This window comes from Achromobacter sp., from assembly GCF_036567245.1.
Taxonomy (GTDB): domain Bacteria; phylum Pseudomonadota; class Gammaproteobacteria; order Burkholderiales; family Burkholderiaceae_B; genus Achromobacter.
In genome coordinates, this window is record NZ_DATCUY010000143.1 from 21071 (window position 1) to 27327 (window position 6257).

Genomic DNA, 6257 nt, shown 5'->3' on the forward strand with positions numbered 1-6257 from the left:
AGGATGAGCGGCCTCAGACAGCGGCAGCCGTATTGCCACCTGCCGCCAAGCCCGTGGGCGGCGTGTCGGACGTGTCCGACGGGCCCTGAGGCGTCTTCGGGGGACGCGGCGGGCGGCCCTCGACGATGTCATTGATCTGGTCCGCGTCGATGGTTTCCCATTCCAGCAGCGCGGCGGTCATCACTTCGACCTTGTCGCGGTTGTCTTCCAGGATCTTGCGCGCAACGCCGTACTGCTCGTCGATGATGCGGCGGATCTCGGTATCCACCTTCTGCATGGTGGCTTCGGACATGTGCGTGGTCTTGGTGACGCTGCGGCCCAGGAACACTTCGCCTTCGTTCTCGGCATAGACCATGGGGCCCAGCTCGTCGGTCATGCCGTAGCGCGTGACGATGTCGCGGGCGATGGCGGTGGCGCGTTCGAAGTCGTTCGAGGCGCCCGTCGTCATCTGATCCATGAACAGTTCTTCGGCGATGCGGCCGCCGAACAGCACGGCGATGGTGGACAGCAGGCGGCCCTTGTCCATGCTGTAGCGGTCGGTCTCAGGCAACTGCATGGTCACGCCCAGCGCGCGGCCGCGCGGGATGATGGTGACCTTGTGGACCGGGTCGGTCTTGGGCAGCAGGCGGGCGACGATCGCGTGGCCGGACTCGTGGTACGCGGTGTTCTTGCGTTCCTCTTCGGGCATCACGATGGAGCGGCGTTCCGCACCCATGATGATCTTGTCCTTGGCCTTTTCGAAGTCGGACATGTCGACCGTGCGGCCATTGCGGCGGGCGGCGAACAGCGCGGCTTCGTTGACCAGGTTGGCCAGATCGGCGCCGGAGAAGCCCGGGGTGCCGCGCGCCAGGACGGTCGCGTCGACGTTGGGCGACAGCGGAACCTTGCGCATGTGGACCTTCAGGATCTGCTCGCGGCCGCGGATATCGGGCAGCGGCACCACGACCTGGCGGTCGAAACGGCCCGGACGCAGCAGCGCGGGATCCAGCACGTCGGGACGGTTGGTCGCGGCGATGACGATGACGCCCTGGCCGGACTCGAAGCCGTCCATTTCCACCAGCATCTGGTTCAGCGTCTGTTCGCGTTCGTCGTTGCCGCCGCCCAGGCCGGCGCCACGCTGGCGGCCCACCGCGTCGATTTCGTCGATGAAGATGATGCAGGGAGCGTGCTTCTTGGCGTTTTCGAACATGTCGCGCACGCGGGCAGCGCCCACGCCGACGAACATTTCAACGAAGTCGGAACCCGAGATGCTGAAGAACGGCACCTTGGCTTCGCCCGCGATGGCCTTGGCCAGCAGCGTCTTGCCGGTACCCGGCGAGCCGACCATCAGCACGCCGCGCGGAATGCGGCCGCCCAGCTTCTGGAACTTGCTGGGGTCGCGCAGGAAATCTACCAGCTCCTGGACGTCTTCCTTGGCTTCGTCGCAGCCGGCGACGTCGGCGAAGGTGATCTGGTTGGTGTTTTCGTCGAGCATGCGGGCGCGCGATTTGCCGAAGCTGAATGCTCCGCCCTTGCCGCCGCCCTGCATCTGCCTCATGAAGAATACCCAGACGCCGATCAGCAACAGCATGGGGAACCACGACACGAAGATGCTCATCAGCAACGACTGCTCTTCGCGCGGCTTGCCCGAAACCTGGACGCCATACTTCAGCAGATCGGAGACCATCCAGAGGTCGCCCGGCGAAGTCAGCGTATAGGCACGGCCTGCATCGGGGGTAACGTACAGCACGTCGCCCTGGACGTCGACCTTGCGGATACGTCCCGCCTTGGCGTCGTCCATGAACTGCGTGTAGGTCACGCCGTCCTGGGTCTGAGCGCGTCCGTCGAACTGCTTGAAGACGGTGAACAGCACGAGGGCTATCACCATCCAGACAGCGACTTTCGAAAATGAATTATTCAAGGTCGATCTCCTGCTTTCGATTCCGACCAGCGACCGCGCACCCGCATATGGCACAGTCACAAGTATGTCAATAGCTCATTCTACCCTGTCAGACCTGATTGCGTCCCGGGATGGCTGAGCCCCTCTAAGTTTTGTCTGATTCGCGAATTTTCTGGTCGTTGTCCCGGCAGGCTGTGAGTTTTTCGAATTCGGGGCGACGCGCCCCGGACCCGGGCTACTTCAGATCGCGCGCAACCAGAAAGGTTTCGGAGGATTTGTCCCGCGATGCCTTCGGCTTGCGTTCGACCACCCGCTTGAAGCGCTGTTTGAAGGACTCCACGATCTGCGAAAAGCCGCTGCCGTGGAAGGCCTTGACGATCAGCACCCCGTTGGGCTTCAGGTGGGCGCAGGAGAATTCCATCGCCAACTCGCACACATGCTGGATGCGCGCGGAATCGGCAATACCCACCCCTGACAAGTTGGGGGCCATGTCGGAAATAACAAGGTCCACCGCGCGCGATCCGACCATGTCTTCCAATTGTTTCAAAACTTCATCATCGCGGAAGTCGCCCTGGATGAATTCGACGCCCGCGACGGGCTCCATGGGCAGCAGATCGAGCGCGATGATGCGTCCGTCCACGATCCCGCCCGGCCCCGCCAGGCGCTCGCGCGCCACTTGGGACCAGCTGCCGGGCGCCGAGCCCAGGTCGACCACCAGGTCGCCCCGGCGCATCAGCTTCTCGGTATCCAGGATCTCGATCAGCTTGAAGGCGGCGCGGGCCCTGTAGCCCTTCTGTTGCGCCAGCTTCACATAGGGATCGTTGATGTGCTGGTGAATCCAGTCTTTGGAGAATTTATTCTTGGCCATTACCGTACAATTCCACGCATGCCTATATTAGAACTTACCTCTCGTGAGCGCAGCGACCTTCGGTCCGCCGCTCACCCTCTGCGCCCCGTCGTCCTGATTGGCGACAATGGCCTGACCGAAGCCGTGCTCAAGGAAATCGACCTGGCACTGACTTCGCATGGCCTCATCAAGGTGCGCGCCGGCGGTGATGACCGCGAGGCCCGCGACGCAATGCTGTCGACCATCTGCGACACGCTTTCCTGCGCTCCCGTACACCACCTGGGCAAGACGCTGATCCTGTTCCGCCCGCTGGCCGGCAATATCAAGCCCGCCGCGCTGGCCGCCATGGAACCCGAGCGCCCCGCCAAGCGCCGCGCCTCCGAGCCGCATACGCCCAAGAAGCTGGCCGCCGAAGGCAAGACCCTGGCCAAGCGTCCGCGCCGCAGCGAATCCGAAGAGCCCAAGCCGAAGACGCGCTTCGTGCCCCAGGACCAGCTCAACAAGAACGGCAAGCCCATGCGTCCCGGCACCAAGAAGACCACCGCCAGCGCTCACGGCATTCCCCGCCGCGGCGGCAGCGCGCTCAGCCTGCGGGCCGGAGCACGCAGCGGCACCAGCCGCAAGTCGTCGAAAAGGTAAGCGCCGGGCACAAAAACGGGCGCTTTACGCGCCCGGTCCACCATAGCGATCCGCATTAAACCGCGGAATTCAGTCGAACGCACGGTTCGGACTATGGTGTTTTGACAACATCCAGCTTACTACGTTGGCGTCAGATGTAACGGACGCCCAGGACTTCATACTCGCGAACGCCAGCCGGGGCCACGACCTCGACCACGTCGCCTTCGCTCTTGCCGATCAACGCGCGCGCCACCGGGCTCGACACGGAAATCAGGTTCGACTTGATGTCGGCTTCAACGTCGCCGACGATCTGGTACGTCACACGATCGCCCGAATCCAGGTCCTCGATGTCGACGGTAGCGCCAAACACGGCGCGCCCTTCGGCCTCAAGGGCGGTAGGGTCGATCAAATGGGCATTGGAAAGCGTGCCTTCAAGCTCGGCAATCCGGCCCTCGATGAAGCCTTGGCGCTCGCGAGCAGCGTCATATTCGGCATTTTCCGACAGATCACCCTGCGCACGCGCTTCAGCGATCGCGTTGATAACGGCAGGACGTTCCACGGTTTTCAGCCGCTGGAGCTCTTCTTGCAAGCGCTCGGCCCCGCGCACGGTCAAAGGAATGGCAGACATGTCGTTTCCCAAACAAAAGTAGAAAACGCCCCGGACGGAGCGTTCTCGGTGAAGGTCGTAACCCTGGCGCGCGCAGTCGATCGGGGTATCGAGTGACGAGCGGCGCGGACGACCAAAACAAAACCCCGGCTCGGGTCGGAACCGGGGCAATCAAGGTCATATTGTGGTCAAAGTCCACGGGAATTGCAAGCCGCTGGAGAAAACGCCGTTTTCGCTGCATTTCGCTGCTGTAACCCGCTAAAACCCGTCATTTCTTCCAGTTTGTCGGATTCGTCGGAAAACCGGGCTGTGCAGGCCGGCGGCCGCGCCAGCGTGGCGCATGTGTTGTGTAAAAACTACTCTTCGATAGTTTTTTGCGACACAGCCAAAGCACAACTCCCAAAAACGCCAGAAAAGTCGGACTGAAGCAGTATAAAACAACAAATTGTGTCATTAATAACAATTAAATACATTTGCACTCAGAGAACTTTCGTCTGGCCAGGGCCGGCAGACCGTAAGCACGAGCCAGGCGCAAGAGTCTTGTTTTTGCGGGTGTTTGCAGTGGTGGCGGACGCATCGCAGTCATCCGGCGCGACGTCCGCCGTTCCGCCACGCGGCGGGCGGCCTGGACCGTTCCCGCACGCGGCGGATCGCGTTCAAGAACGAGGAGCTCTCATGCTGGAAAAACTGAAAGTCCGTACAGGAATGCTGCTGGTTCTGGGCTGCTTCATCATCGCCCTGGCGCTGGCTTGCGGCTTGAGCTGGATGAACGCCGAGAAAAGCGTGACCGAGATCAAGGACCTGAACAATGTCGCGGTCCATCAGGTCGACCCGCTCTACGAGGCCAACGCCGCCCTGCTGCGCGCGCGGCTGGCGCTCGGTGCGGGCATGGCTGCCATGCAGGCCGGCGGCATGGACCAGGCCGGGCTGGCCGGCGAAGAAGCCGCCAGCCACCTGAAGCAGGCTCGCGAGCGCTTCGCCCGCTACATGGCCGTGCCCAAGAGTCCGCGCGGCCAGCAGCTGGCCCAGACGCTGCAGGGGCGCTTCACCGAGTACGCCGCCATCCTGGACACACTGGAATCCAACCTCAAGGAACGCTCGCCAGCCAAGTACCGCCAGGACGAGGGACGGCTGCCCCAGGCCGACGCCTACTTCATGAAAGACATGCAAGCCTTCCTGGCCCGGGTCCAGGAGCGCAGCGACGGCGTGCTGGAAAGCTCCGAGCAGACCTATGCCACCGCCCGGATCTCGGCGGTCGCGCTGATATCGGCCGCCCTGCTCCTGACCGCGCTGTGCTGGGCGTTCATCCGGCGCGCCGTGCTGCGTCCGCTGCAGGAGGCCGGCAGGCACTTCGACCGCATCGCGGCCGGCGACCTGACGAACCGCGTGGAAACCCGCTCCAACAATGAGATCGGCGTGCTCTTCGCGTCGCTCAAGCGCATGCAGGAGGGCCTGACCCGCACGGTAACGTCGGTACGACAAGGGGTCGATGAGATCAACGTGGGTTCGGCCGAAATCGCGGCGGGCAACGCCAACCTGTCGGTGCGCACCGAAGAGCAGGCCGCGGCGCTCGAGGAAACGGCCTCGACCATGGAAGAGCTGGCGGTCACCGTCAAGCAGAACGCCGAAAACGCCGCCCAGGCCAATCAGCTGGCCGCGGTCAGCATGGACGTGGCGCAGCGCGGCGGCCAGAACGTGGAACAGGTGGTCGCCACCATGCACGGCATCTCGGACAGTTCACGACGGATTTCGGACATCGTGTCGGTGATCGACGGCATCGCTTTCCAGACCAATATCCTCGCGTTGAACGCCGCAGTGGAGGCCGCGCGCGCTGGCGAACAGGGCAAGGGCTTCGCCGTGGTCGCCGGCGAGGTCCGCTCGCTGGCCCAGCGCGCCGCGCAGGCCGCCAAGGAGATCAAGACGCTGATCGAGGCCTCGGTCGATACCGTGGCCGCCGGATCGGCTCAAGTGGCCGCCGCCGGCCAGACCATGCAGGAAATCGTGGAATCGGTGCAGCGCGTGGCCGCGATCATGGCTGAAATCTCGGCGGCCTCGGCCCAGCAGGCCGGCGGCATTGACCAGGTCAGCCTGGCGATCACGCAGATGGACGAGGTGACGCAGCAGAACGCCGCGCTGGTCGAGGAAGCCTCGGCTGCGGCGGCCGCGATGGAGGAGCAGGCGCGGCGCCTGGCGGAGGCCACTTCCGTGTTCAAGACGCAATCAGGACAGGTGATCGAGGCAGCGCCGGTGGAGTTGCCCCGCACGGCCGCGGCCTCGCGCCTGTCGCGCACCTAGGCGCGCCAGCC

Annotated in this window: 5 protein-coding genes; 2 read left to right on the forward strand and 3 right to left on the reverse strand. The window is 63.8% G+C overall.

What is annotated here, in order from left to right:
* Positions 1–13: 13 nt before the first annotated feature.
* Both ftsH and VIR09_RS06405 read right to left on the reverse strand, forming a co-directional pair.
* Positions 14–1900 (reverse strand): ATP-dependent zinc metalloprotease FtsH, encoded by a 1887-nt coding sequence (ftsH, locus tag VIR09_RS06400; RefSeq protein WP_332012110.1) that lies wholly within the window; start codon positions 1898–1900, stop codon positions 14–16.
* A 214-nt stretch (positions 1901–2114) separates the two neighbouring features.
* Positions 2115–2747, reverse strand: coding sequence for an RlmE family RNA methyltransferase (locus VIR09_RS06405; protein WP_332012111.1), 633 nt, complete (start codon positions 2745–2747; stop codon positions 2115–2117).
* Positions 2748–2765: 18 nt separating this feature from the next.
* Here VIR09_RS06405 and VIR09_RS06410 point away from each other — a divergent pair, with 18 nt between their 5' ends.
* Positions 2766–3365: a YhbY family RNA-binding protein gene (locus VIR09_RS06410; protein WP_332012112.1), complete on the forward strand. Its 600-nt coding sequence runs from the start codon at positions 2766–2768 to the stop codon at positions 3363–3365.
* A gap of 130 nt (positions 3366–3495) precedes the next feature.
* Here VIR09_RS06410 and greA read toward each other — a convergent pair whose 3' ends face one another.
* Positions 3496–3972, reverse strand: coding sequence for a transcription elongation factor GreA (greA, locus tag VIR09_RS06415; protein ID WP_041654241.1), 477 nt, complete (start codon positions 3970–3972; stop codon positions 3496–3498).
* A gap of 654 nt (positions 3973–4626) precedes the next feature.
* On the opposite strand from greA, the gene VIR09_RS06420 reads away from it, so the two are divergent.
* Positions 4627–6246, forward strand: a complete 1620-nt coding sequence (locus VIR09_RS06420; protein ID WP_332012113.1) for a methyl-accepting chemotaxis protein — start codon at positions 4627–4629, stop codon at positions 6244–6246.
* Positions 6247–6257 lie beyond the last annotated feature (11 nt).